This window comes from Vibrio gallicus, from assembly GCF_024346875.1.
In the GTDB taxonomy this organism is placed as follows: domain Bacteria; phylum Pseudomonadota; class Gammaproteobacteria; order Enterobacterales; family Vibrionaceae; genus Vibrio; species Vibrio gallicus.
The window spans coordinates 2,385,353-2,411,189 of sequence record NZ_AP024871.1 but is presented as its reverse complement, the minus strand read 5'-3'; the positions used below and the strand labels follow the sequence as shown (position 1 = coordinate 2,411,189).

14 protein-coding genes, 8 tRNA genes and 6 rRNA genes are annotated in these 25,837 nt (G+C 45.2%); 22 read left to right on the top strand and 6 right to left on the bottom strand.

The genetic code is table 11. From position 1 onward, the window contains the following. Positions 1 to 41: 41 nt before the first annotated feature. A complete protein-coding gene (dinF, locus tag OCU28_RS11245) occupies positions 42 to 1,406 on the top strand; it encodes an MATE family efflux transporter DinF (protein WP_261816249.1) in 1,365 nt (454 codons plus the stop codon). On the opposite strand, the gene sthA is transcribed toward dinF, so the two are convergent. After that, entirely contained in the window at positions 1,403 to 2,803 is a 1,401-nt protein-coding gene (gene sthA, locus OCU28_RS11240) for a Si-specific NAD(P)(+) transhydrogenase (RefSeq protein ID WP_261816248.1), read from the bottom strand. The genes dinF and sthA overlap by 4 nt on opposite strands. Positions 2,804 to 2,979: 176 nt before the next feature. Here sthA and fabR point away from each other — a divergent pair, with 176 nt between their 5' ends. Together fabR and OCU28_RS11230 are read left to right on the top strand one after the other, a co-directional pair. Continuing rightward, the gene (fabR, locus tag OCU28_RS11235; RefSeq protein WP_261816247.1) at positions 2,980 to 3,594 is read left to right on the top strand and encodes an HTH-type transcriptional repressor FabR; all 615 of its coding nucleotides are present in this window, start codon (positions 2,980 to 2,982) and stop codon (positions 3,592 to 3,594) included. Positions 3,595 to 3,609: 15 nt separating this feature from the next. Further along, complete coding sequence (locus OCU28_RS11230) at positions 3,610 to 3,975, top strand: YijD family membrane protein (protein ID WP_261816246.1); 366 nt, start codon at positions 3,610 to 3,612, stop codon at positions 3,973 to 3,975. Between the two features lie 41 nt (positions 3,976 to 4,016). Here the strand turns inward: OCU28_RS11230 and trmA are convergent, their stop codons facing one another. After that, entirely contained in the window at positions 4,017 to 5,123 is a 1,107-nt protein-coding gene (gene trmA, locus OCU28_RS11225) for a tRNA (uridine(54)-C5)-methyltransferase TrmA (protein WP_261816245.1), read from the bottom strand. Between the two features lie 147 nt (positions 5,124 to 5,270). On the opposite strand from trmA, the gene murI reads away from it, so the two are divergent. After that, entirely contained in the window at positions 5,271 to 6,059 is a 789-nt protein-coding gene (gene murI, locus OCU28_RS11220; RefSeq protein ID WP_261816244.1) for a glutamate racemase, read from the top strand. Here the strand turns inward: murI and OCU28_RS11215 are convergent. Next, positions 6,031 to 6,480, bottom strand: coding sequence for an RNA recognition motif domain-containing protein (locus tag OCU28_RS11215; RefSeq protein WP_261816243.1), 450 nt, complete (start codon positions 6,478 to 6,480; stop codon positions 6,031 to 6,033). The genes murI and OCU28_RS11215 overlap by 29 nt on opposite strands. A 650-nt stretch (positions 6,481 to 7,130) precedes the next feature. Between OCU28_RS11215 and OCU28_RS11210 the strand changes: the two genes are divergently transcribed. The 10 genes from OCU28_RS11210 (at position 7,131) to OCU28_RS11165 (ending at position 18,237) form a co-directional block, all read left to right on the top strand. After that, a 16S ribosomal RNA gene (locus OCU28_RS11210) occupies positions 7,131 to 8,683 on the top strand. Between the two features lie 381 nt (positions 8,684 to 9,064). Continuing rightward, a 23S ribosomal RNA gene (locus OCU28_RS11205) occupies positions 9,065 to 11,954 on the top strand. A gap of 106 nt (positions 11,955 to 12,060) precedes the next feature. Next, positions 12,061 to 12,176 (top strand): 5S ribosomal RNA (gene rrf, locus OCU28_RS11200). Between the two features lie 394 nt (positions 12,177 to 12,570). Continuing rightward, a 16S ribosomal RNA gene (locus OCU28_RS11195) occupies positions 12,571 to 14,123 on the top strand. 101 nt (positions 14,124 to 14,224) lie between these two features. Further along, a tRNA-Ile gene (locus OCU28_RS11190) sits at positions 14,225 to 14,301 on the top strand. An 88-nt stretch (positions 14,302 to 14,389) separates the two neighbouring features. Beyond that, positions 14,390 to 14,465, top strand: a tRNA-Ala gene (locus tag OCU28_RS11185). Positions 14,466 to 14,804: 339 nt separating this feature from the next. Next, positions 14,805 to 17,694, top strand: a 23S ribosomal RNA gene (locus OCU28_RS11180). 106 nt (positions 17,695 to 17,800) lie between these two features. After that, a 5S ribosomal RNA gene (rrf, locus tag OCU28_RS11175) occupies positions 17,801 to 17,916 on the top strand. Together the 16S, 23S and 5S rRNA genes with 4 tRNA genes alongside form the textbook arrangement of a ribosomal RNA operon. A gap of 90 nt (positions 17,917 to 18,006) precedes the next feature. Next, positions 18,007 to 18,083: transfer RNA gene (locus tag OCU28_RS11170), tRNA-Asp, on the top strand. A 77-nt stretch (positions 18,084 to 18,160) separates the two neighbouring features. Continuing rightward, positions 18,161 to 18,237: transfer RNA gene (locus tag OCU28_RS11165), tRNA-Trp, on the top strand. Positions 18,238 to 18,440: 203 nt separating this feature from the next. Here the strand turns inward: OCU28_RS11165 and pssA are convergent. Next, entirely contained in the window at positions 18,441 to 19,781 is a 1,341-nt protein-coding gene (gene pssA / locus OCU28_RS11160) for a CDP-diacylglycerol--serine O-phosphatidyltransferase (RefSeq protein ID WP_261816242.1), read from the bottom strand. A 104-nt stretch (positions 19,782 to 19,885) separates the two neighbouring features. Continuing rightward, the gene (locus tag OCU28_RS11155; protein WP_261816241.1) at positions 19,886 to 20,308 is read right to left on the bottom strand and encodes a GNAT family N-acetyltransferase; all 423 of its coding nucleotides are present in this window, start codon (positions 20,306 to 20,308) and stop codon (positions 19,886 to 19,888) included. A 79-nt stretch (positions 20,309 to 20,387) separates the two neighbouring features. Here OCU28_RS11155 and murB point away from each other — a divergent pair, with 79 nt between their 5' ends. Further along, entirely contained in the window at positions 20,388 to 21,434 is a 1,047-nt protein-coding gene (murB, locus tag OCU28_RS11150) for a UDP-N-acetylmuramate dehydrogenase (RefSeq protein ID WP_261816240.1), read from the top strand. Next, positions 21,435 to 22,394 (top strand): bifunctional biotin--[acetyl-CoA-carboxylase] ligase/biotin operon repressor BirA, encoded by a 960-nt coding sequence (gene birA / locus OCU28_RS11145; RefSeq protein ID WP_261816239.1) that lies wholly within the window; start codon positions 21,435 to 21,437, stop codon positions 22,392 to 22,394. It begins immediately after the preceding gene. Positions 22,395 to 22,402: 8 nt separating this feature from the next. Here the strand turns inward: birA and coaA are convergent, their stop codons facing one another. Next, entirely contained in the window at positions 22,403 to 23,326 is a 924-nt protein-coding gene (gene coaA, locus OCU28_RS11140; protein WP_261817485.1) for a type I pantothenate kinase, read from the bottom strand. A gap of 190 nt (positions 23,327 to 23,516) precedes the next feature. On the opposite strand from coaA, the gene OCU28_RS11135 reads away from it, so the two are divergent. The 6 genes from OCU28_RS11135 (at position 23,517) to secE (ending at position 25,825) form a co-directional block, all read left to right on the top strand. Further along, positions 23,517 to 23,592: transfer RNA gene (locus OCU28_RS11135), tRNA-Thr, on the top strand. Positions 23,593 to 23,624: 32 nt separating this feature from the next. Further along, positions 23,625 to 23,709: transfer RNA gene (locus OCU28_RS11130), tRNA-Tyr, on the top strand. A gap of 35 nt (positions 23,710 to 23,744) precedes the next feature. Continuing rightward, positions 23,745 to 23,819: transfer RNA gene (locus tag OCU28_RS11125), tRNA-Gly, on the top strand. A gap of 13 nt (positions 23,820 to 23,832) precedes the next feature. Beyond that, a tRNA-Thr gene (locus OCU28_RS11120) sits at positions 23,833 to 23,908 on the top strand. Positions 23,909 to 24,006: 98 nt separating this feature from the next. Beyond that, complete coding sequence (gene tuf / locus OCU28_RS11115) at positions 24,007 to 25,191, top strand: elongation factor Tu (protein ID WP_261816238.1); 1,185 nt, start codon at positions 24,007 to 24,009, stop codon at positions 25,189 to 25,191. Between the two features lie 256 nt (positions 25,192 to 25,447). Next, on the top strand, positions 25,448 to 25,825 hold the full coding sequence (gene secE, locus OCU28_RS11110) for a preprotein translocase subunit SecE (protein ID WP_261816237.1): 378 nt from the start codon (positions 25,448 to 25,450) through the stop codon (positions 25,823 to 25,825). Positions 25,826 to 25,837: the final 12 nt, after the last annotated feature.

Sequence of the window (25,837 nt, the reverse complement as noted above, 5' to 3'; positions counted from 1 at the left end):
GCCCCATTTTAGGGCGCTGTTTTTTTATATATGAGTCCACAATGCTAAATAGAACCCATCCTATTATCAATGACTGGAGTTTACACCGTCGCATCTTAGCAATAGCTATACCTATGGTACTTTCAAATATTACCGTTCCATTATTGGGGCTGGTGGATGCGGCGGTTATTGGTCACTTAGATCAGTCTTGGTATCTAGGTGGTGTTGCTTTGGGTAGCACCATTATTAGCATGGTGTTCTGGTTATTTGGCTTTTTAAGGATGTCGACGACTGGGCTCACAGCTCAGGCTAAAGGAGAAAATAACACCTCAAAGCTTGCGAGTGTACTATTGCAAGGTATGGGGATGGCACTGTTATTCTCGGTACTGTTTTTAGTTGGGCATCGCTTTATTTTTGATATTGCTATGGGCTTTAGTGACGCAAGCTCACAAGTACAAACTTACGCTCAGGAGTACTTTTATATCCGAGCGTGGAGTGCACCTGCCGCCATGATGAACTTTGTGCTATTGGGCTGGCTACTTGGCAATCAAGATGCTAAAGCACCGATGTGGCTGGTTATTGTGACCAACATTGTCAATATTGCCTTGGATTTAGTGTTTGTTGTTGTCCTTCATTATGGCGTTTCTGGTGCTGCTGTAGCCTCTGTTATTGCTGATTATTGCGGCCTATTGGTAGGGGGGGTATTTTGCTTTAGGTTATGGAAGCGCTCGCTGGGGCTCTCAATCACAAAATTATTGGCTGATGGAGTAGAGCTATTGCAAGGGATGAGCAGGTTCCTACGCTTGAATAGAGATATTTTCCTACGTTCACTGTGCTTGCAAACAGTACTCGCTTTTATGACTTTTCAAGGTGCTAACTTTGGTGATGATATTGTGGCGGCAAATGCAGTGTTAATGAGCTTTGTGCTTATTGTCTCTTACGCAATGGATGGATTTGCATTTGCTATTGAAGCCATGGTTGGTAAGGCTATTGGTGAAAAAAACCAGCAACAACTCAGTTATTCCATCATCGGCGCCTTTTTATGGGGAATATCGATATGTATTGGGTTCAGTTTGGCGTTCTTATTTTTTGGAACGCATATAGTGGCAATGATCAGCGATATTGAAAGCGTTAGAGATACCGCCGATGCATACCTTTCTTGGTTAGCTATGATGCCGCTTGTCTCTTTGTGGAGCTATTTATTTGATGGGGTATTCATTGGTGCTACGCGAGGTAAAGATATGCGTAATACTATGTTCCTATCGGCATTAAGCTTTTTTGCCATATATTGGCTTTTTTCAAGCATGCAAAACCACGCACTTTGGTTAGCCTTGATGATCTTTATGGCGGTGCGTGGTTTGAGCTTAGCTATTATCTTTATTCGTCTGTGGAAAAGAGGGCAATTCTTATCCTCAGTATCTCATTAAAAAAGTCGATTCAAACCATTTAAGGCTGCGACGCGAAATGCTTCAGCCATTGTGGGGTAATTGAACGTAGTATTAACGAAATACTCAATGGAGTTAGCCTCTCCTGGTTGCTCCATTATTGCTTGCCCTATATGGATGATCTCTGCAGCTCGTTCACCGAAACAATGTATGCCTAGTATCTGTTTTGTTTCTCTGTGGAAGAGGATCTTTAAACTACCAATATCCTTGCCTGATATCTGTGCTCTAGCAAGGTGTTTAAATGATGCTCTGCCTACCTCGTAAGGTACTTTAGCTTCAGTTAATTCTTGCTCGGTTTTTCCTACAGAGCTAATTTCAGGGATGGTGTAGATACCGGTAGGGATATCCTCAATTAGACGTCGTTTAGCTTGGCCATCGGTAATAGCTTGAGCTACGTATCTCCCTTGGTCATATGCGGCACTTGCAAGACTTGGGTATCCAATTACATCACCGACCGCATAAATGTGGTCTACCTCGGTTTGATAATCACTGTTAATGCTCAGTTGTCCTCGTGAATCAGGAGTTAACCCTGCCGACGAGAGATTTAGGGTGTCGGTATTACCCGTTCTGCCATTGGCATAGAGTAAACAATCGGCTTTCATTTTCTTACCGGAATCAAGATGCAGTATAACGCCGTCGTCTGTACCTTCTACTCGGTCATAGATCTCACCATTGCGTATTACGACGCCATTATTTCCAAAGTGATAAGACAGTGCATCAGATACTTCGTTGTCTAAGAAAGAGAGCAGGCGATTACGGGTATTGATGAGGTCTGTTTTTACACCGAGCCCTCGGAAAATAGATGCATATTCACAACCAATAACTCCTGCGCCATAGATAATGATATGTCTTGGCTGGTGGCGAAGAGATAAGATTGAATCGCTGTCATAAATTCTAGAGTGGTCGAAGTCGATGTTATTCGGATGATAGGGACGAGAGCCAGTAGCGATGACAAAGCGGTCAGCGCTGTACTCTTCAATCCGTCCATCAGAGGTCGTGACTTGAACCTTATTGGCCTCACAGAAGTTAGCTTCACCAAAGATCAGAGTACAGTGATTTCTATCATAGAACCCTTGGCGTAGGTTTGTTTGCTTGTCTACTACAACCCTTGCGTGCGATAGGATGTCGTCAAAGCTGGCATTTAAGCTTTGATTATTTTTGCAAAATAGCGGATTGCTATTAAATTCAATAAACCGACTTACAGCATGACGAAGCGCTTTTGATGGAATAGTCCCCCAGTGAGTACACCCGCCTCCGACACTATTTTCTCGTTCGATTACGGCGACCTTAAGTCCAGCCTTGGTTAAACCCATAGCAGCCCCTTCTCCTCCAGGACCACTACCGATAACGATTACATCAAAATGAGATTGAAGACTCACGCAGACCTCCTTGTTTTGTTACGAGTAGTTTAGAGAATTGTACGTTTTGGTAAACAAGCACGCGTCGAGTAAGTGGACAGCTTCACAATAAAGATCACTTTGTAATGACGGAGTGTTTGCAAAGCTGATTCTAATTAGGCTTAATTAACCAAGGCGATATTCTTAATAGTGAAGATATGGGCGTTAGAGCAGAGCAGAAACAGAAAACACGGCGAGCGATTATCGAAGCTGCGTTTGGTCAACTTTCTTGTGGGAGAAGTCTTTCAAGTCTAAGTCTTAGAGAGGTATCCAGAGAGGCTGGAATAGCACCTACGTCATTTTATCGACATTTCACCGACATGAATCAATTGGGTCTGGTTATGGTTGATGAAGCCGGATTACTGCTTCGTCAATTGATGCGTCGTGCTCGTGAGCGAATACAAGAAGATCGAAGTGTTATTAAAACATCGATAGAAACGCTACTAGAGTTTATAGATATAAATCCGGATATTTTTAGGCTGCTGTTAAGAGAACGTTCAGGGATATCGGTAGAATTTAGGTCTGCTGTTGCTCGTGAAATACAATTTTTTATTACAGAGTTAGCAGACTATTTGTGCGCTCAAGGGCTGTCTCATAAGCTGGCATTATTGCAAGCCGAGGCAATGGTAACCTTAGTATTTAGCTCAGGTGCAGAACTACTGGATTTGGATCCAGAGCTAAGAAAAGAGCGAGGCCATAGACTGGTGGTTCAGGTTCGTATGTTGTCACTCGGTGCACATGCTATGAGTGATTTCTCAAACAACAATGATTAAATCAAAGGGGAAACAATGTCTAATACAAAAGAATCCTTTAGCTCAGATAAAAAGTCACTTCTATTTGCTTTGATTAGTGGTATGAGTATTAGTGCTTTTTGTGCCAGTTTTACAGTACCTGGTTTTTCGTTTTCAATTTTTCCAATAATCTGTCTAGTACTATCAATTCAAGCGATCTATCAGCAATACTTGAAGTCGCCAGTTACTGAAGACCTGCCGATGCTTGGATTGGCAAGTTTATGTATTGGCTTTTTTGGCCACTCTGCATTTATTAAGGCGCAGTATCCAGAAGCTGGTACTAACTTTTTTGCCATAATTATTACTATGGTTCTACTGATTTGGATTGGTAACCGATTGGGGTACTTCAGTAAGAAGAGCTAAACCTCAATAGGCGAGGCTATTACCTCGCCTTAATTATTAGCTTACTTTTTTTCTAGTAAGATCCCCACTTCCATATGGTGGGTATATGGGAATTGGTCAAATAGAGCAAAGCGAGTAATATTGTGAGTCTGGCCGAGGATCTCTAGATTATCTTTTAAAGTCTCAGGGTTGCAGGAGATATAAAGAATACGCTCGTAGCCTTGAACCATCTTACAAGTTCCTTCATCCATACCTGAGCGCGGTGGATCAACAAAGATAGTATTACAATCATAGGTAGTAAGATCGATTCCAGCCTGAGTTAGACGACGAAATGTGCGTACTCCCTCCATTGCTTGAGTAAAGTCTTCCGCAGACATGCGAATAATCTGAACATTCTCAATATTATTTGCTTTGATATTAAATTGAGCAGAATCAACTGATGGCTTAGCCAATTCGGTAGCAAGTACGCGGTTAAAGTTTTGTGCTAGAGCAAGGGAGAAGTTGCCGTTACCACAATAGAGCTCAAGCAGATCGCCTTTAGAGTTACGGGTACAATCAACGGCCCACTCCAGCATTTTTTCAGCAACTAGGCCGTTAGGCTGCGTAAAGCTATTTTCGACTTGTTGATAGGTATAAGTACGGTCGAAGACATTCAGTTTTTCGATTACGTAATCCCTATCAAGCACCACTTTCATTTTTCGTGCTCGGCCAATTAGGTTTAGGTTAAAGCCTTCTTCATTTAGAAGCTGCTTGAGCATGGTTGCTTGTGCTGTCCACTCCTCATCGATTTTCTTATGATAAAGAAGAGAAACTAAGATCTCCCCACTTAGAGTCGAAAGGAAATCAACCTGAAACAGTTTATTTCGCAGTAAAGGTTTGTCTTTTATCGCTTCAATCAAACGGGGCATTAGATCATTGATAATACGACTTGCTACAGGAAATTGGTCTACTCGATATTTCTCGCGAGTTTCCTGATTAAACATGACGTAGTATAGATCGGTGTCTTCATGCCAAACTCTAAATTCTGCGCGCATACGATAATGCTGCTCTGCAGAGGAGAATACCTCTAGTGAAGGCATGTCATAGTCAGAAAACATTTCTTGCAGGCGTTGTTTCTTATCTTCAAGTTGCAACTGATAAGAATCAGAACTAGTGTGAGGAATCGACATTCATTTTTCCTAATTGACTGAAATAGGCGCAGATTCTATACCTAATTATTGAGTGGTGCGAGTATTCCTATTCATAATAGTAGATGATTAACTTTTGATTTTTGATAAAGTAGCGCGCACTGCGAATTTGGTAAGTGACAGTATCGTATGTCAAAAGCAACTATCTTAATGTTTGACTCGGGTGTAGGCGGTTTGTCGGTGTTTCATGACATCAAAGCTAAACTGCCACGGGTGAATTGTACCTATATATTTGATAATCAAGCATACCCGTATGGAGAGTTAGCCCAAGATGAGCTGATATCTCGAACTTGCCGTTATGTTTCGCAATTTGTAGCATTATATGACATCGACTTAGTGGTTATTGCGTGTAATACAGCCAGTACGGTTGTTTTACCCGCTCTACGACAATTACTATCTATACCTGTAGTCGGGGTTGTACCTGCAATCAAACCGGCTTCCCAACGAGCGCATATTGGTGTCGGTCTAATCGCAACGCCAGCAACTATCACTCGCCAATATACTCATCAGTTAATAAAAAGCTTTGCGACCGATACTGATGTACACCTATTAGGCAGTACAGCGCTAGTGGACATGGCAGAAAATAAACTCAGAAACATCCCGGTAGACTTAAAAGAGCTGGCAGGGATACTCGAACCATTGAATGGCAATATTGACGTTGCTGTCCTTGGATGTACTCATTTCCCGTTATTGAAAGAAGAAATTACTCAGGTGATGGGGGATAAGGTTGTGCTGGTGGATTCAGGAGAAGCAATAGCTCGTCGAGTAGAGTTCTTGTTAGGAGATGCTGTGGGTGACGAAAACCCTAAATATAATATTTATTGTACCAGCGAGCCTGAATCTAAGGCTAGATTGCAGGCGTCGCTGACCAAAATTGGATTTAGCTCACTTAAGATCCATCCTCTGCTGGATGTTTAGGTTCGTTTGCCACACGGACTTTAATTGTACGTTGCATGTATTCAGATTCATTTAAGGCGCTGATCATTGCATCAACGCTCTCTTCTGAAACCTCTACAAATCCAAAACCACGACGTTTACCAGTTCGTTTATCTTTCATTAAACGAACCCCGTTAACGTGACCGTGTTGTTCGAAGAGAGACTTAACATCCGCCTCATTAGCTTTATAAGAAAGGTTACCTACATATAAGGTAGTGCCAGTTGTGGGTGCAAGGTCGGTTTCCTGTTCGTATTCTTCAGTGCTTCGTGGCCATAGCACTAATGCTGTTAAGGCTACACCTATAGCGAAGGCAATATTAGCGCTGCCGCCTAAAAAGGTGAAAAGAATAAATCCTAGGACTAATAATACTAGGATAAGTAATTGAGATTTTTTTGGGTTCATAAGTTTGGACTCATTACATTGATGATGTGTTGTGAAATTCAGTAACAAAACAGACACATAGATATTATGCTGTCCTCATAATTTTTTCCAATTATATGTAGATGTTTACTTATTTTTGTTTGAAATATTAGATCTGGTGTATATTCGAGCAGTTGCGAAATAAATTCAAAAAAGCACTTGCCAGTGTGATGAAAGTCTCTATAATGCCGCCTCACTGACACGGTAGAGCGCACAACGCTTCAACGTGATTCAGTAGGCTAACTAGCCGAGTCATTTGAGTTTAGGTTCTCTTCGAAATTAAATTCAAAAAGTGTTTGACACTGAGGCTCAAATCGCTAGAATGGCCGTCCACTTGAGAGGTAAGCCTCGAAAGTAACGCTCTTTAACAATTTAAACCTATCAATCTGTGTGGGCACTCGTTGATGATAATCGAAAAGATTTATCAATGAACTGAGTGACCAAAATCAAATTGGGTGCAGCCTTGAGCTGTTTTATTTTACTTTTTTAAAAGTAAAGACCGATAAGAGCACAGTCAATTCATTATCGTTCTGTTGGAACGATAATAGCTTTAAAATTACTTCTTACTTTCGAGTAAGGAACAGTTTTGAAGTCAGTATTCATTGAGCCGCATCTTAGATGCAACAAAACTTTAATTGAAGAGTTTGATCATGGCTCAGATTGAACGCTGGCGGCAGGCCTAACACATGCAAGTCGAGCGGAAACGACAACATTGACCCTTCGGGTGATTTGTTGGGCGTCGAGCGGCGGACGGGTGAGTAATGCCTGGGTATATGCCTTGATGTGGGGGATAACTATTGGAAACGATAGCTAATACCGCATAATGCCTACGGGCCAAAGAGGGGGATCTTCGGACCTCTCGCGTCAAGATTAGCCCAGGTGGGATTAGCTAGTTGGTGAGGTAATGGCTCACCAAGGCGACGATCCCTAGCTGGTCTGAGAGGATGATCAGCCACACTGGAACTGAGACACGGTCCAGACTCCTACGGGAGGCAGCAGTGGGGAATATTGCACAATGGGCGCAAGCCTGATGCAGCCATGCCGCGTGTATGAAGAAGGCCTTCGGGTTGTAAAGTACTTTCAGTCGTGAGGAAGGCGTTGTAGTTAATAGCTGCATCGTTTGACGTTAGCGACAGAAGAAGCACCGGCTAACTCCGTGCCAGCAGCCGCGGTAATACGGAGGGTGCGAGCGTTAATCGGAATTACTGGGCGTAAAGCGCATGCAGGTGGTTTGTTAAGTCAGATGTGAAAGCCCGGGGCTCAACCTCGGAACCGCATTTGAAACTGGCAGGCTAGAGTACTGTAGAGGGGGGTAGAATTTCAGGTGTAGCGGTGAAATGCGTAGAGATCTGAAGGAATACCAGTGGCGAAGGCGGCCCCCTGGACAGATACTGACACTCAGATGCGAAAGCGTGGGGAGCAAACAGGATTAGATACCCTGGTAGTCCACGCCGTAAACGATGTCTACTTGGAGGTTGTGGCCTTGAGCCGTGGCTTTCGGAGCTAACGCGTTAAGTAGACCGCCTGGGGAGTACGGTCGCAAGATTAAAACTCAAATGAATTGACGGGGGCCCGCACAAGCGGTGGAGCATGTGGTTTAATTCGATGCAACGCGAAGAACCTTACCTACTCTTGACATCCAGAGAATTCGCTAGAGATAGCTTAGTGCCTTCGGGAACTCTGAGACAGGTGCTGCATGGCTGTCGTCAGCTCGTGTTGTGAAATGTTGGGTTAAGTCCCGCAACGAGCGCAACCCCTATCCTTGTTTGCCAGCACGTAATGGTGGGAACTCCAGGGAGACTGCCGGTGATAAACCGGAGGAAGGTGGGGACGACGTCAAGTCATCATGGCCCTTACGAGTAGGGCTACACACGTGCTACAATGGCGCATACAGAGGGCGGCGAGCCAGCGATGGTGAGCGAATCCCAAAAAGTGCGTCGTAGTCCGGATTGGAGTCTGCAACTCGACTCCATGAAGTCGGAATCGCTAGTAATCGTAGATCAGAATGCTACGGTGAATACGTTCCCGGGCCTTGTACACACCGCCCGTCACACCATGGGAGTGGGCTGCAAAAGAAGTAGGTAGTTTAACCTTCGGGAGAACGCTTACCACTTTGTGGTTCATGACTGGGGTGAAGTCGTAACAAGGTAGCCCTAGGGGAACCTGGGGCTGGATCACCTCCTTATACGATGATTATTCACGATGAGTGTCCACACAGATTGATGGTTTACTTTAGTTAAAGTAACAGAGCTTTAATTAATGACTTCGGTTATTGATTAAAGCTTTTTGCTTTATGCTCTTTAACAATTTGGAAAGCTGACGATAAATAATGTGATTTCATTATTTATCAAATTTAAAAGTTCTCAAATCCTATATCTTTATTGATTTAGGTACCAACACACATTCAAGTGTTCTTGGGAATGTACTCTTGCCAGAGTGCATTCAAATTTGAGTCCGGCAAAATCGAATGTTATCTCGCTCATAATAAAGAGATAACGCACCTTGGAAACGTCATACTGCGTTGTAGCAAACGCATTGCGTTAAGCAAGACCCTTTGGGGTTGTATGGTTAAGTGACTAAGCGTACACGGTGGATGCCTTGGCAGTCAGAGGCGATGAAAGACGTAATAACTTGCGATAAGCCCAGATTAGGTAGTAATAACCATTTGAGTCTGGGATTTCTGAATGGGGAAACCCACGTGCATAAGCACGTATCATTAACTGAATACATAGGTTAATGAGGCAAACTCGGGGAACTGAAACATCTAAGTACCCGAAGGAAGAGAAATCAACCGAGATTCCGAAAGTAGCGGCGAGCGAAATTGGATTAGCCCTTAAGCTTTTAATGCGTCAGGTGAAGAGTCTGGAAAGTCTCGCAATATAGGGTGATAGCCCCGTAACCGACAACGCATTTTAAGTGAAAACGAGTAAGGCGGGACACGTGATATCCTGTTTGAACATGGGGGGACCATCCTCCAAGGCTAAATACTACTGACTGACCGATAGTGAACCAGTACCGTGAGGGAAAGGCGAAAAGAACCCCTGTGAGGGGAGTGAAATAGAACCTGAAACCGTGTACGTACAAGCAGTAGGAGCGCCTCGAAGCGTGACTGCGTACCTTTTGTATAATGGGTCAGCGACTTAATTTTAGTAGCAAGGTTAACCGTATAGGGGAGCCGTAGGGAAACCGAGTCTTAACTGGGCGTCGAGTTGCTAGAATTAGACCCGAAACCAGGTGATCTAGCCATGGGCAGGTTGAAGGTTGAGTAACATCAACTGGAGGACCGAACCGACTAATGTTGAAAAATTAGCGGATGACTTGTGGCTAGGGGTGAAAGGCCAATCAAACCTGGAGATAGCTGGTTCTCCCCGAAAGCTATTTAGGTAGCGCCTCGGACGAATACCAATGGGGGTAGAGCACTGTTAAGGCTAGGGGGTCATCCCGACTTACCAACCCTTTGCAAACTCCGAATACCATTGAGTACTATCCGGGAGACACACGGCGGGTGCTAACGTCCGTCGTGGAGAGGGAAACAACCCAGACCGCCAGCTAAGGTCCCAAAGTATAGCTAAGTGGGAAACGATGTGGGAAGGCTCAGACAGCCAGGATGTTGGCTTAGAAGCAGCCATCATTTAAAGAAAGCGTAATAGCTCACTGGTCGAGTCGGCCTGCGCGGAAGATGTAACGGGGCTAAGCTATACACCGAAGCTGCGGCTGCATACTTTTGTATGCGGGGTAGGGGAGCGTTCTGTAAGCGGTTGAAGGTGGTCTGTAAGGGCTGCTGGACGTATCAGAAGTGCGAATGCTGACATGAGTAACGATAAAGGGGGTGAAAAACCCCCTCGCCGGAAGACCAAGGGTTCCTGTCCAACGTTAATCGGGGCAGGGTAAGTCGACCCCTAAGGCGAGGCCGAAAGGCGTAGTCGATGGGAAACGGGTTAATATTCCCGTACTTCTTATAATTGCGATGGGGGGACGGAGAAGGCTAGGTGGGCCTGGCGATGGTTGTCCAGGTTCAAGTATGTAGGCGGAAGGTTTAGGTAAATCCGGACTTTCTTAACGCTGAGATACGATGTCGAGCTGCTACGTGCAGTGAAGTCATTGATGCCATGCTTCCAGGAAAAGCCTCTAAGCTTCAGATTATAAGAAATCGTACCCCAAACCGACACAGGTGGTCGGGTAGAGAATACCAAGGCGCTTGAGAGAACTCGGGTGAAGGAACTAGGCAAAATGGTACCGTAACTTCGGGAGAAGGTACGCTCTTGGCGGTGAAGTCCCTTGCGGATGGAGCTACTAGGAGTCGCAGATACCAGGTGGCTGCAACTGTTTATTAAAAACACAGCACTGTGCAAAATCGTAAGATGACGTATACGGTGTGACGCCTGCCCGGTGCCGGAAGGTTAATTGATGGGGTTAGACTTCGGTCGAAGCTCTTGATCGAAGCCCCGGTAAACGGCGGCCGTAACTATAACGGTCCTAAGGTAGCGAAATTCCTTGTCGGGTAAGTTCCGACCTGCACGAATGGCGTAATGATGGCCACGCTGTCTCCACCCGAGACTCAGTGAAATTGAAATCGCTGTGAAGATGCAGTGTACCCGCGGCTAGACGGAAAGACCCCGTGAACCTTTACTACAGCTTGGCACTGAACATTGACCCTACATGTGTAGGATAGGTGGGAGGCTTTGAAGACGGTACGCTAGTATCGTTGGAGCCGTCCTTGAAATACCACCCTTGTAGTGTTGATGTTCTAACTTAGTCCCCTTATCGGGGATGAGGACAGTGCCTGGTGGGTAGTTTGACTGGGGCGGTCTCCTCCCAAAGAGTAACGGAGGAGCACGAAGGTGGGCTAAACACGGTTGGACATCGTGTGGTTAGTGCAATGGCATAAGCCCGCTTGACTGCGAGAATGACAATTCGAGCAGGTGCGAAAGCAGGTCATAGTGATCCGGTGGTTCTGAATGGAAGGGCCATCGCTCAACGGATAAAAGGTACTCCGGGGATAACAGGCTGATACCGCCCAAGAGTTCATATCGACGGCGGTGTTTGGCACCTCGATGTCGGCTCATCACATCCTGGGGCTGAAGTCGGTCCCAAGGGTATGGCTGTTCGCCATTTAAAGTGGTACGCGAGCTGGGTTTAGAACGTCGTGAGACAGTTCGGTCCCTATCTGCCGTGGGCGTTGGAAGATTGAAGGGGGCTGCTCCTAGTACGAGAGGACCGGAGTGGACGAACCTCTGGTGTTCGGGTTGTCATGCCAATGGCATTGCCCGGTAGCTAAGTTCGGAATCGATAACCGCTGAAAGCATCTAAGCGGGAAGCGAGCCCTGAGATGAGTCTTCCCTGGCACTTTAAGTGTCCTGAAGGGTTGTTCGAGACTAGAACGTTGATAGGCAGGGTGTGTAAGTGCTGCGAGGCATTGAGCTAACCTGTACTAATTGCCCGTGAGGCTTAACCATACAACACCCAAGGGGTTTTGTGGACTCGAAGTAAGAACTTTGAATGTGTGATAAAAACTTTTAACTCTCTTTTATAGAGAAGCAGCTTTCCGAATTTTAAAATTTGCTTGGCGACCATAGCGTTGTGGACCCACCTGATTCCATGCCGAACTCAGAAGTGAAACACAGTAGCGCCGATGGTAGTGTGGGGTTTCCCCATGTGAGAGTAGGACATCGCCAGGCTCCTATTTATTTTCACTTTTTAAAAAGTGAAGACAAAAGGTTAGACTTGCTTCTAATGAAGCGAGTCACCATAAAGTTCTAATTTATTTAGAGTTTTATGTTGACTTTAACAGTCAGTCGCGTATTATACGCGTCCTGCTTAAGTGCTAAGGCATTCAAAGCAGCGCTCTTTAACAATTTAAACCTATCAATCTGTGTGGGCACTCGTTGATGATAATCGAAAAGATTTATCAATGAACTGAGTGACCAAAACGATGACTTTTAGTCATTGGCACAGTCAATTCATTATCGTTCTGTTGGAACGATAATAGCTTTAAAATTACTTCTTACTTTCGAGTAAGGACAGTTTTGAAGTCAGTATTCATTGAGCCGCATCTTAGATGCAACAAAACTTTAATTGAAGAGTTTGATCATGGCTCAGATTGAACGCTGGCGGCAGGCCTAACACATGCAAGTCGAGCGGAAACGACAACATTGACCCTTCGGGTGATTTGTTGGGCGTCGAGCGGCGGACGGGTGAGTAATGCCTGGGTATATGCCTTGATGTGGGGGATAACTATTGGAAACGATAGCTAATACCGCATAATGCCTACGGGCCAAAGAGGGGGATCTTCGGACCTCTCGCGTCAAGATTAGCCCAGGTGGGATTAGCTAGTTGGTGAGGTAATGGCTCACCAAGGCGACGATCCCTAGCTGGTCTGAGAGGATGATCAGCCACACTGGAACTGAGACACGGTCCAGACTCCTACGGGAGGCAGCAGTGGGGAATATTGCACAATGGGCGCAAGCCTGATGCAGCCATGCCGCGTGTATGAAGAAGGCCTTCGGGTTGTAAAGTACTTTCAGTCGTGAGGAAGGCGTTGTAGTTAATAGCTGCATCGTTTGACGTTAGCGACAGAAGAAGCACCGGCTAACTCCGTGCCAGCAGCCGCGGTAATACGGAGGGTGCGAGCGTTAATCGGAATTACTGGGCGTAAAGCGCATGCAGGTGGTTTGTTAAGTCAGATGTGAAAGCCCGGGGCTCAACCTCGGAACCGCATTTGAAACTGGCAGGCTAGAGTACTGTAGAGGGGGGTAGAATTTCAGGTGTAGCGGTGAAATGCGTAGAGATCTGAAGGAATACCAGTGGCGAAGGCGGCCCCCTGGACAGATACTGACACTCAGATGCGAAAGCGTGGGGAGCAAACAGGATTAGATACCCTGGTAGTCCACGCCGTAAACGATGTCTACTTGGAGGTTGTGGCCTTGAGCCGTGGCTTTCGGAGCTAACGCGTTAAGTAGACCGCCTGGGGAGTACGGTCGCAAGATTAAAACTCAAATGAATTGACGGGGGCCCGCACAAGCGGTGGAGCATGTGGTTTAATTCGATGCAACGCGAAGAACCTTACCTACTCTTGACATCCAGAGAATTCGCTAGAGATAGCTTAGTGCCTTCGGGAACTCTGAGACAGGTGCTGCATGGCTGTCGTCAGCTCGTGTTGTGAAATGTTGGGTTAAGTCCCGCAACGAGCGCAACCCCTATCCTTGTTTGCCAGCACGTAATGGTGGGAACTCCAGGGAGACTGCCGGTGATAAACCGGAGGAAGGTGGGGACGACGTCAAGTCATCATGGCCCTTACGAGTAGGGCTACACACGTGCTACAATGGCGCATACAGAGGGCGGCGAGCCAGCGATGGTGAGCGAATCCCAAAAAGTGCGTCGTAGTCCGGATTGGAGTCTGCAACTCGACTCCATGAAGTCGGAATCGCTAGTAATCGTAGATCAGAATGCTACGGTGAATACGTTCCCGGGCCTTGTACACACCGCCCGTCACACCATGGGAGTGGGCTGCAAAAGAAGTAGGTAGTTTAACCTTCGGGAGAACGCTTACCACTTTGTGGTTCATGACTGGGGTGAAGTCGTAACAAGGTAGCCCTAGGGGAACCTGGGGCTGGATCACCTCCTTATACGATGATTATTCACGATGAGTGTCCACACAGATTGATATGGTTTAGAAAGTGAAGAGAGTATTTTGCGAAATGACACTTGTGTTGTTTTGTGAAAAATTGGGTCTGTAGCTCAGCTGGTTAGAGCGCTCGCCTGATAAGCGGGAGGTCGGTGGTTCAAGTCCACTCAGACCCACCAATTTTTCCTTATACTGCGTTAGATTCTTCGTTGTGTACTGATGTACACGGCCTCAAAATCTGCCTTGTCTAAGAAAAAATACCAAGATGGGGCTATAGCTCAGCTGGGAGAGCGCCTGCCTTGCACGCAGGAGGTCTGCGGTTCGATCCCGCATAGCTCCACCATCTTTAAGTACATTTGCTTTAAGTGTCTTTAAAAATGGTTTCAAAAGCTTTATTGCTTAGAAATACATGCTCTTTAACAATTTGGAAAGCTGACGATAAATAATGTGATTTCATTATTTTTCAAATTTAAAAGTTCTCAAATCCTATATCTTTATTGATGTAGGTACCAACACACATTCAAGTGTTCTTGGGAATGTACTCTTGCCAGAGTGCATTCAAATTTGAGTCCGGCAAAATCGAATGTTATCTCGCTCATAATAAAGAGATAACGCACCTTGGAAACGTCATACTGCGTTGTAGCAAACGCATTGCGTTAAGCAAGACCCTTTGGGGTTGTATGGTTAAGTGACTAAGCGTACACGGTGGATGCCTTGGCAGTCAGAGGCGATGAAAGACGTAATAACTTGCGATAAGCCCAGATTAGGTAGTAATAACCATTTGAGTCTGGGATTTCTGAATGGGGAAACCCACGTGCATAAGCACGTATCATTAACTGAATACATAGGTTAATGAGGCAAACTCGGGGAACTGAAACATCTAAGTACCCGAAGGAAGAGAAATCAACCGAGATTCCGAAAGTAGCGGCGAGCGAAATTGGATTAGCCCTTAAGCTTTTAATGCGTCAGGTGAAGAGTCTGGAAAGTCTCGCAATATAGGGTGATAGCCCCGTAACCGACAACGCATTTTAAGTGAAAACGAGTAAGGCGGGACACGTGATATCCTGTTTGAACATGGGGGGACCATCCTCCAAGGCTAAATACTACTGACTGACCGATAGTGAACCAGTACCGTGAGGGAAAGGCGAAAAGAACCCCTGTGAGGGGAGTGAAATAGAACCTGAAACCGTGTACGTACAAGCAGTAGGAGCGCCTCGAAGCGTGACTGCGTACCTTTTGTATAATGGGTCAGCGACTTAATTTTAGTAGCAAGGTTAACCGTATAGGGGAGCCGTAGGGAAACCGAGTCTTAACTGGGCGTCGAGTTGCTAGAATTAGACCCGAAACCAGGTGATCTAGCCATGGGCAGGTTGAAGGTTGAGTAACATCAACTGGAGGACCGAACCGACTAATGTTGAAAAATTAGCGGATGACTTGTGGCTAGGGGTGAAAGGCCAATCAAACCTGGAGATAGCTGGTTCTCCCCGAAAGCTATTTAGGTAGCGCCTCGGACGAATACCAATGGGGGTAGAGCACTGTTAAGGCTAGGGGGTCATCCCGACTTACCAACCCTTTGCAAACTCCGAATACCATTGAGTACTATCCGGGAGACACACGGCGGGTGCTAACGTCCGTCGTGGAGAGGGAAACAACCCAGACCGCCAGCTAAGGTCCCAAAGTATAGCTAAGTGGGAAACGATGTGGGAAGGCTCAGACAGCCAGGATGTTGGCTTAGAAGCAGCCATCATTTAAAGAAAGCGTAATAGCTCACTGGTCGAGTCGGCCTGCGCGGAAGATGTAACGGGGCTAAGCTATACACCGAAGCTGCGGCTGCATACTTTTGTATGCGGGGTAGGGGAGCGTTCTGTAAGCGGTTGAAGGTGGTCTGTAAGGGCTGCTGGACGTATCAGAAGTGCGAATGCTGACATGAGTAACGATAAAGGGGGTGAAAAACCCCCTCGCCGGAAGACCAAGGGTTCCTGTCCAACGTTAATCGGGGCAGGGTAAGTCGACCCCTAAGGCGAGGCCGAAAGGCGTAGTCGATGGGAAACGGGTTAATATTCCCGTACTTCTTATAATTGCGATGGGGGGACGGAGAAGGCTAGGTGGGCCTGGCGATGGTTGTCCAGGTTCAAGTATGTAGGCGGAAGGTTTAGGTAAATCCGGACTTTCTTAACGCTGAGATACGATGTCGAGCTGCTACGTGCAGTGAAGTCATTGATGCCATGCTTCCAGGAAAAGCCTCTAAGCTTCAGATTATAAGAAATCGTACCCCAAACCGACACAGGTGGTCGGGTAGAGAATACCAAGGCGCTTGAGAGAACTCGGGTGAAGGAACTAGGCAAAATGGTACCGTAACTTCGGGAGAAGGTACGCTCTTGGCGGTGAAGTCCCTTGCGGATGGAGCTACTAGGAGTCGCAGATACCAGGTGGCTGCAACTGTTTATTAAAAACACAGCACTGTGCAAAATCGTAAGATGACGTATACGGTGTGACGCCTGCCCGGTGCCGGAAGGTTAATTGATGGGGTTAGACTTCGGTCGAAGCTCTTGATCGAAGCCCCGGTAAACGGCGGCCGTAACTATAACGGTCCTAAGGTAGCGAAATTCCTTGTCGGGTAAGTTCCGACCTGCACGAATGGCGTAATGATGGCCACGCTGTCTCCACCCGAGACTCAGTGAAATTGAAATCGCTGTGAAGATGCAGTGTACCCGCGGCTAGACGGAAAGACCCCGTGAACCTTTACTACAGCTTGGCACTGAACATTGACCCTACATGTGTAGGATAGGTGGGAGGCTTTGAAGACGGTACGCTAGTATCGTTGGAGCCGTCCTTGAAATACCACCCTTGTAGTGTTGATGTTCTAACTTAGTCCCCTTATCGGGGATGAGGACAGTGCCTGGTGGGTAGTTTGACTGGGGCGGTCTCCTCCCAAAGAGTAACGGAGGAGCACGAAGGTGGGCTAAACACGGTTGGACATCGTGTGGTTAGTGCAATGGCATAAGCCCGCTTGACTGCGAGAATGACAATTCGAGCAGGTGCGAAAGCAGGTCATAGTGATCCGGTGGTTCTGAATGGAAGGGCCATCGCTCAACGGATAAAAGGTACTCCGGGGATAACAGGCTGATACCGCCCAAGAGTTCATATCGACGGCGGTGTTTGGCACCTCGATGTCGGCTCATCACATCCTGGGGCTGAAGTCGGTCCCAAGGGTATGGCTGTTCGCCATTTAAAGTGGTACGCGAGCTGGGTTTAGAACGTCGTGAGACAGTTCGGTCCCTATCTGCCGTGGGCGTTGGAAGATTGAAGGGGGCTGCTCCTAGTACGAGAGGACCGGAGTGGACGAACCTCTGGTGTTCGGGTTGTCATGCCAATGGCATTGCCCGGTAGCTAAGTTCGGAATCGATAACCGCTGAAAGCATCTAAGCGGGAAGCGAGCCCTGAGATGAGTCTTCCCTGGCACTTTAAGTGTCCTGAAGGGTTGTTCGAGACTAGAACGTTGATAGGCAGGGTGTGTAAGTGCTGCGAGGCATTGAGCTAACCTGTACTAATTGCCCGTGAGGCTTAACCATACAACACCCAAGGGGTTTTGTGGACTCAAAGTAAGAACTTTGAATGTGTGATAAAAACTTTTAACTCTCTTTTATAGAGAAGCAGCTTTCCGAATTTTAAAATTTGCTTGGCGACCATAGCGTTGTGGACCCACCTGATTCCATGCCGAACTCAGAAGTGAAACACAGTAGCGCCGATGGTAGTGTGGGGTTTCCCCATGTGAGAGTAGGACATCGCCAGGCTTTAATTACGTTTTTAGATTGAATAATCTGGAAACAAAACTAAATAAAGCGACCAACGCTAAGACTTTATTTAGTAAAAGATACCACTGCGGAGTGGTAGTTCAGTTGGTTAGAATACCGGCCTGTCACGCCGGGGGTCGCGGGTTCGAGTCCCGTCCACTCCGCCACTTATTTAGATAACCTCGCAAAGCGAGGTTTTTCTGAATCTGAAGCCTGATAAATTATCGACTTCAATCACAGTTTTAGGGGTGTAGCTCCAATTGGCAGAGCAGCGGATTCCAAATCCGCGTGTTGGGAGTTCGAATCTCTCCACCCCTGCCATTATTAAAGGCTCTAGCAGAAATGCTGGAGCCTTTTTTAATACGCGTAATAATGCGTGTAATATAGAGAAAGGCGACAGAGCAGCGGATTCACCTAATACCAAAACAGCGCGTGTTGGGAGTTCGAATATTTAGTTTCATCTATTAAAAAGGCTCTTACGTTTCCGTAAGAGCCTCTAAATAGTGTTGTGCTATGTCTGGTTGTTAAAGTAGTTGCTTTAATACTCTATCGGCTTTAACTCGCGTTACCTTACGTAGCAATTTCTGAACAGATTCAGGGTAGTCTTCGACTTTGTCTATGTGCTTATAACTGCCGATACGCTGAGTATTTTGATAGATATTTTCAAACTCTTGTTCGAACTGCTCTAACACAACTCCACTTTCGTCTTGAACTAGGAGGGCGTTTTCTAGGTCAAGCTTCCAAGCTCTTGGATTTAGGTTACTGCCAGTGATAAGCATGCGCTTCTTATCAACCCAAACACCCTTCAGGTGATAGCTGTTCTCTTCATGCTTCCATAAGAGAATATCGAGCTTACGGCTAGCGATGTTTGCTTCATTTACTTTTAAGAAGCGGCGCAGATTCATTTCATATAAGTAAGGAAGACCGCCCACTGTTTTAAAATCGTCTTCAGGGGATATATAAAAGTCGTTTGCTGTCTTATCGCCAATAACTATAGTGATTTTAACGCCTCTTCTAAGAGCTTTACGGATCTCTTTTGCAACACTCTTAGGGAAATTAAAATAAGGAGTGCAGATGACGATCTCTTGCGTCGCATCTCGTAGCAATTGGATTATGGCGGTATTAAGTAAGTTGCGTCTTTTCCCTACCCCTAGAATTGGAGTGATAGCTAATTGTTCTTTATTAACCCCTGCAGGTTTAAACTTGTAGTTGGTTGATATTAGCTTTGTGCGTAGCTGACGTATTGCCGCTTTAAGGGATTTGGTCGTTGGCCTATCTTTGTGTGTAAGTAAGTTTACGGCAGGGTCAGAGATTAGGTCCTGAGACATAAACTGTACCATTGAGTTTGCGATTTCTGCGCTTGTTATTTGATGGTATCTGTCGAAGCGATATTTTTCATTCTGATGCAGGTAGATATTATTTAAACTGGCACCACTATAAAGAATCGTATCATCAAAAATAAAGCCTTTGAGGTGGAGTACGCCAAATACCTCGCGTCCCCTTACAGGTACCCCGTATACAGGAACAGCATGCTGATGAGACTCTGCCATATTGGTGTATAGAGCGGCATTGCCATCGGATTCTTTCGCGCCAATAAGACCGCGCTGGGCACGATGCCAATCTACACAGATTTGGACGTCTAACTCTGGATTATTTTGCTTAGCTTGATAGATCTCATTAAAAATCTCACGACCAGCTTCGTCATCTTCTAGATAAAGCGCAGCGATATAAATTCGCTTAGTTGCAGCTCTAATTAGCTCAACTATCTGTGCTTTAAACTCCTTAGCGGAGTAAAGGGTTTTGAAGTTAATTGGATCAACGGGAACCGCTTTTAGTTCCTCGATGATATTTCTCGCTAAAACCATATTGGGTCAACAGTCCTGAAAAGGGCCAAATTAGCCCGATATTTTACCAAATCGGGCTAGAAACTTCCTAGGTGATTTACCAAAACAAGCGCATATATTTAAGGTTATCTGTGATATTGCATACAACTTAGGCTTTTTGACTGTGAATACTTACAGTATAGACCTTTCAATGAGCCTGGTAATTGTTGCGGGTCGATAGTGACAAATCCGTGCACGGCATACATCTTTGTCAAATGTGTATAGGCGAAGCAGTATACATCTTGATCTAACTGAGTAGGGCGCAGCGCTTTTAGCATAGAAGATGCGACACCTCGGCCTCGATATTTTTCGATCACCACCATTCCAGTTAAAAGTCTCCATTGCTCAATATGTCTAAATCGAACGGCACCGATTAACTGCGAGTTATGTTCAGCAATGAATATCTTGTCGCCGGCCTTAACCTTAGTGGAGGGGTAATGTTGCTTATAGACCTTTCTAAGTAATGGTAATCGAATAGGATCCATTTCAGTAATTGAGAGATTATGCATTATTTGACTGCGAGCTAACTAAAGTTTCAGTATTATAAGTGAAGTTTTAGTATTTAACGTAGATATCAAGCGTACCCTTATGTCACAAATAACTCTAAATGCAAACCTCGCGCCTTACCATACCTTTGGGATTGATTGCCAAGCTAAAGTATTAGTTAAGGCTAACTCGGTAGCTGAGCTGATCTCTATATATCAAAATGACGACTGGCAGTACCTTCCCAAGTTACCGCTGGGTAGTGGTAGCAATATGTTATTCACTTCAGATTTCGAGGGTGTTGTTGTACTAAATCGATTGAAGGGTATCTCTGTCACAGAAGATGGTGATTTTTGGTATCTTGAATGTGAGTCAGGCGAGGATTGGCCAGATTTAGTTGAATGGAGTGTTAAACAAGGTTTGCATGGGTTAGAAAATTTAGCCTTGATTCCTGGTTGTATTGGTACTGCACCAATTCAGAACATTGGAGCTTATGGTGTCGAGTTTAAAGACGTGTGTGATTACGTTGAGTATTTGGACCTGACTACTTTACAGGTTGTCCGCTTGTCTATGGATGAATGCCAATTTGGTTATAGAGACTCGATATTTAAGAAAGGCTTGTATGGCAACGCACTAATCATCAAGGTTGGCCTAAAGCTTGCCAAATCATGGCAAGCCAAATTTCAATATGGAGCACTGCAAAACTTAATTACTGGTGAACCTACCTCTGTGAAGATCTTCGAAGCGGTAAAAGAAACGCGTCAATCTAAGCTACCAAACCCAGAGGTAGAAGGGAATGCAGGGAGTTTCTTCAAGAACCCAGTGATAACCAAAGATCTCTATAAAGCGCTAAAGGCTAAGCATCCTTCTTTAGTCGCATTTGAGGCACCAGAGGGGTTTAAGGTGGCCGCAGGGTGGTTAATTGATAATGCAGGTCTAAAAGGTTATCAAGTAGGTGGGGCTAGGGTTCACGATAATCAGGCTTTAGTGATTGTAAATAAGGGCGGAGCCACGGCACAAGATGTAATTCAAGTAGCACGTCACGTACAGCAAACTGTAAAACAAAGATACTCCGTTGAATTAGAGCATGAGGTTCGCTTTATCGGACGAACTCAAGAAACATGCCTTCATGATGTAGCTATGGGGTTGTAGATGAAGGGTTTCAGTCTGAAAAATAAGATAATTGTGCAACTCAGCGATGGAAGCTTCTATTCAGGAGAGCAGCTAGGTGAGATATTCGGTATATCTAGGGCCGCTATCGCTAAGCATATTCAAGGTATTCAAGAGTTAGGTATTGATGTCTATAGTGTGAAAGGCAAAGGCTATAAATTAGAGCAGCCATTAGAATTATTAGACTTAGAGTTCCTTCATTCAAACCTAGATACGCCAATCGAGGTTATTCCTGTTATTGATTCAACCAATCAATATCTATTGAACAGAGGCGATTTGACTTCAGGCAGTGTTTGCGTTGCGGAGTACCAAACTAATGGAAGAGGACGGCGTGGACGTCAATGGGTCTCTCCTTATGGCTCCAATATTTATTACTCGATGTACTGGCGCTTAGAGGCAGGCTTGCAGGCTGCTATGGGGATTAGCCTTGTCATTGGAATAGCACTAACTGAAGCGCTTGAAGAGCTAGGTATTGAGGGCTGTAAGCTTAAATGGCCAAATGATGTTTACCATAACCAAAAGAAGTTGGCTGGGATATTAGTCGAGCTGTCAGGGCAGGCGGGTGATGCTGCTAACTTAATTATTGGTGTTGGCGTTAATGTGGCTATGCCTGAGGGAGTTGAAGGTATAGATCAACCTTGGACTTCTCTAAATGAAATCACCGGTGGTCAATCAAAGCTAAGAAATCAATTGGTAAAAGTTTTGACCAATAGACTCCACTGCTGTATTGAAATATATGAAACCCAAGGTTTAACTCCATTTTTAAATAAATGGCATGAGCGCGACAATTTCTTTAATCAGCAAGTAAAGTTAGTCATGGGCAGTAGAGAAGTGTATGGCGTTTGCAAAGGGATCGATGCTACAGGAGCCCTGCTACTTGAAACGCCAAACGGTATTGAGCCCTTTATTGGCGGTGAGATTTCAGTGAGACCTGCTATTTAGTCATCGAATCAACTACGTAACCAAATTTGCTCAACTTGATGATTCTTTCCTTTATGGAGAATAAGGTTTGCTTTGTTCTTTGTTGGGAGAATGTTTTGACTAAGGTTAACACCATTAATCTCTCTCCAGATGTTACGTGCTTTATCGACAGCTTGTTGCTCTGTTAGTTGCGTATAGTGGCTAAAATACGAGTTTGGCTTAGTAAAGGCCCCTGAACGGAACTTAAGAAAACGATCAATATACCACTGCTCAATAACGTCAGTTTTTGCATCAACATAGATAGAAAAATCAAGGAAGTCAGATACAAAAATACGAAGTGGGTCATGGGGGTAGTCCATACCACTTTGCAACACATTAAGTCCTTCGATGATGAGTACATCAGGTCTATTAATAATCTGTTTTTCTTCAGTAATGTCATATGTGATGTGTGAATAAACCGGTACTTCTATATTGGATTCGGCAGCTTTCACGTCTGAAACGAACTGAATTAGGCGTCGGATATCATAGGATTCAGGAAATCCTTTGCGATGCATTATACCTCGCTCATCCAATACCTTTTTGGGATACAAAAAACCATCGGTAGTCACTAGTTCCACTTTAGGGTGGTTTTCCCAGCGAGATAACAATGCTTTTAGCAGTCGAGCAGTTGTACTCTTTCCTACAGCAACACTGCCGGCAATGCCGATTACAAATGGGGTGTGAGTATTGGTTTTGTTCAGAAAGGTGTCTAAGACTTCAGTCTTTCTTTGTTGAGAGCCAACATGTAAGTTTAAGAGACGAGAAAGGGGAAGATAGATTTGCTCTACTTCTGTCGTATCCATGTTCTCATTAATTCCTCGCAATTCTTCAATGTCTGAATCACTCAATACCATAGGTACTGAAGCTCTCAGCTCTGACCATTTTGATCGATTGAAAATTATGTGCGAATTCATCATGTTGTTCCTTTATTATGTTGTCTCAAACATACAGCATGAATTTAAATTTGCAATTGGATGAATGGGAAGTTAAGTTCATCGCAATGTGTTTATGGTTAATATTTGAACGCTTAAAGATAAATGTCAGATATTTTGCACTTTACTATTGCAAGCTTGCAATTCATCCCATAGAATTCGCCCCACTTATGCCGACTTAGCTCAGTAGGTAGAGCAACTGACTTGTAATCAGTAGGTCACCAGTTCGATTCCGGTAGTCGGCACCACTTTCTTTTTGTATATGAAAGTGAAAAAATTTGGAGGGGTTCCCGAGTGGCCAAAGGGATCAGACTGTAAATCTGACGGCACTGCCTTCGATGGTTCGAATCCGTCCCCCTCCACCATATTCTTTAGGAAATAGCTCTCTGAGTTACACGTTGCGGGCATCGTATAATGGCTATTACCTCAGCCTTCCAAGCTGATGATGCGGGTTCGATTCCCGCTGCCCGCTCCACTCTTTTATGAGTGCTGATATAGCTCAGGTGGTAGAGCGCATCCTTGGTAAGGATGAGGTCGGCAGTTCGAGTCTGCCTATCAGCACCAGCTTTTAAGCAAATATTTCCTTTTGATATATACTTTACTACCTATTGGTTGCGTGGCTTAACCGCCATTTGTTAAACCGTACCTAGAGGAACACAATCGTGTCTAAAGAAAAATTTGAACGTACGAAACCGCACGTTAACGTTGGTACTATCGGCCACGTTGACCACGGTAAAACAACTCTAACAGCTGCTATCTGTACTACTCTTTCAAAAGTGTATGGCGGTGAAGCGAAAGATTTCGCATCAATCGACAATGCTCCAGAAGAGCGTGAGCGCGGTATCACAATCGCAACTTCTCACGTTGAGTACGATACTCCTGAACGTCACTACGCACACGTAGACTGCCCAGGACACGCCGATTATGTTAAAAACATGATCACTGGTGCTGCGCAAATGGACGGTGGTATCCTAGTTGTTGCTGCGACAGATGGCCCAATGCCTCAAACTCGTGAGCACATCCTACTTGGTCGTCAGGTTGGTATCCCTTTCATCATCGTATTCATGAACAAATGTGACATGGTTGATGACGAAGAGCTACTTGAACTAGTAGAAATGGAAGTTCGTGAACTTCTTTCTGAGTACGATTACCCAGGTGATGATCTACCAGTAATCCAAGGTTCAGCTCTTGGCGCTCTAAACGGCGAAAAACAATGGGAAGATAAAATCGTTGAGCTTGCAGAAGCACTAGATTCTTACATCCCACTTCCAGAGCGTGCTGTTGACCAACCGTTCCTACTTCCTATTGAAGATGTATTCTCAATCCAAGGTCGTGGTACTGTTGTAACTGGTCGTATCGAGCGCGGTATCCTACGCGTAGGTGACGAAGTAGAAATCGTTGGTATCAAAGATACTACAGTTACTACTTGTACTGGTGTTGAAATGTTCCGTAAACTGCTTGACGAAGGTCGTGCTGGTGAGAACGTTGGTGCACTACTACGTGGTACTAAGCGTGATGACGTTGAACGTGGCCAAGTACTTGCTGCTAAAGGTTCAATCAACCCACACACTAAATTTGAGTCAGAAGTGTACGTTCTTTCTAAAGACGAAGGCGGCCGTCACACTCCTTTCTTCAAAGGTTACCGTCCACAGTTCTACTTCCGTACAACTGACGTAACAGGCGATATCACTCTACCTGAAGGCGTAGAAATGGTAATGCCAGGCGATAACATCCAAATGACTGTTGAGCTAATCGCTCCAATCGCAATGGATGAAGGCCTACGTTTCGCAATCCGCGAAGGTGGCCGTACCGTTGGTGCTGGTGTTGTTGCTAAGATTTTCGATTAATAATTGACGAAATCCAAACAAAAGGGCATCATTTGATGCCCTTTTTCTGCACTGATGATAACGAGCGCTGAGATTTCGATCAAAAGCCTTGTGTTTTAGCTAAAAAAGGTAAGAATCATCTTTCTATACCGGGTTGACTAGCCTGTTAGGGAAAGCTGATTCGCTTTATAGGGTGTTGTATACAACACATTTTTGTATTGCCCTGCAACAGCGGGGTTATTGTCGTCTATAGTAAGACTTGTCACAGGTTAGTTTTATGAAAGCAAAAGCTGAAACTCCTGATAGCTCGAGCGCAGCAGATATTTTCAAGTGGATTGTCGCTTTTGTTCTGTTAGCCGCTGCTGTTGTGGGAAATCACGTATATAGTGAAATGTCCGTAGTTCTTCGTGTTGCAGGTGTAGTAGTGTTAATCGCTGCTGCTCTTGGTATCGCGGCTACGACTACAAAAGGCAAGGCCGCTATCACGTTTGCTCGCGAATCCCGTATGGAAATTCGCAAGGTTGTTTGGCCAACTCGCCAAGAAACTATGCAAACAACGTTGATAGTGTTAGCTGTAAGTATTGTTATGGCTTTAATTCTTTGGGGCGTTGACGGAATTATGGTTCGTCTAGTCGCTCTAGCAACTGGAGTGTGAGGGTTTTAATTC